Annotated in this window: 1 protein-coding gene; it reads left to right on the top strand. The window is 67.6% G+C overall.

What is annotated here, in order from left to right; all coding sequences use genetic code 11:
• A partial coding sequence (locus ACFCZN_RS21540; RefSeq protein ID WP_430558128.1) for a GH32 C-terminal domain-containing protein occupies positions 1–1,078 on the top strand: 1,078 nt, incomplete at both ends.

Consider the following 1,078-nt stretch of genomic DNA (forward strand, 5'->3'; position numbering starts at 1 on the left):
ACCTACTACTGGGTCGGGGAGTGGGACCGGGACGCCCACACGTTCGTGCCCGACCACGAGGAGCCGCGGCTCTTCGACTACGGCGAGCACTTCACCGGACCCTCGGGGATGGTCGACCCTGAAGGCAGGTCGTTGCTGTTCACCATCACCCAGGACGGGCGCAGCGAGGACGAGCACCACGACGCCGGCTGGGCGCACTCGATGGGGCTGCCGGTCGAGCTCACCCTCACCGACGACGGCGATGCCGGCCTCAAGCCGGTGGACGAGCTGCAGTCGCTGCGTTCGAAGAAAGTCCTCTCGGTCAAGAACAAGTCGGTCGAACGCACTAACGCCACGCTCGACGACAAGCACGACACGTTCAGCGATCTGCTCGAGATCAAGGCCGAGCTGCAGATCACCCCCAGCTCGAAGGACGGGGCAAGCACGAACGCCGGCCTCGAGGTACGGCGCAGCAGCGACGGAACCGAGCGGACGGTCCTGTCCGTGGACCGGGAGGCCGACACCCTCACCCTCGACCGGAACCACTCCAGCCTGGACCCCGACACCCGCAAGGGCGTCAACCAGGGCGCCTTCGAGGTGGACGCCAACGGCAAGGTCACGATGCACGTCTACGTCGACCGCTCAGTCGTCGAGGCGTTCGTCGACGAGGAGAAGTCCATGACGACCCGCGTCTACCCGACCCTCGCCGACTCCGTCGGTCTGCACGTCCTCGGCGGCTCCAACGTCCAGGTCAAGTCCCTCGAGGTCTGGAACCTGGACGGCGCCTACGGGAAGGTCGCGCCGGCGCACTACGACGAGGCAGCAGGGGTGCAGGACACCAAGGAGCTGACGAACGGTGACTTCGCCACGTGCGACCTCACCGGATGGTCCGTCGTCGAGGGCGACGCGTACAGCGACGCCAACGTCACCGACGCCACCGACTGGGGGTGGGGAGGCCAGTTCCGCCAGGCCAACGCGTGGGGCAGCGAGGACCGCTGCCACCTGTGGGGCTTCAACGAAGCCGTCGGGGATGCGGGGACGGGTCGACTGCGGTCCGAGACATTCACCCTCGGCGGTGACGGCCAGATCGACCTGCTCC

Source organism: Isoptericola sp. NPDC056134, from assembly GCF_042264825.1.
In the GTDB taxonomy this organism is placed as follows: Bacteria; Actinomycetota; Actinomycetes; order Actinomycetales; family Cellulomonadaceae; genus Isoptericola; species Isoptericola nanjingensis.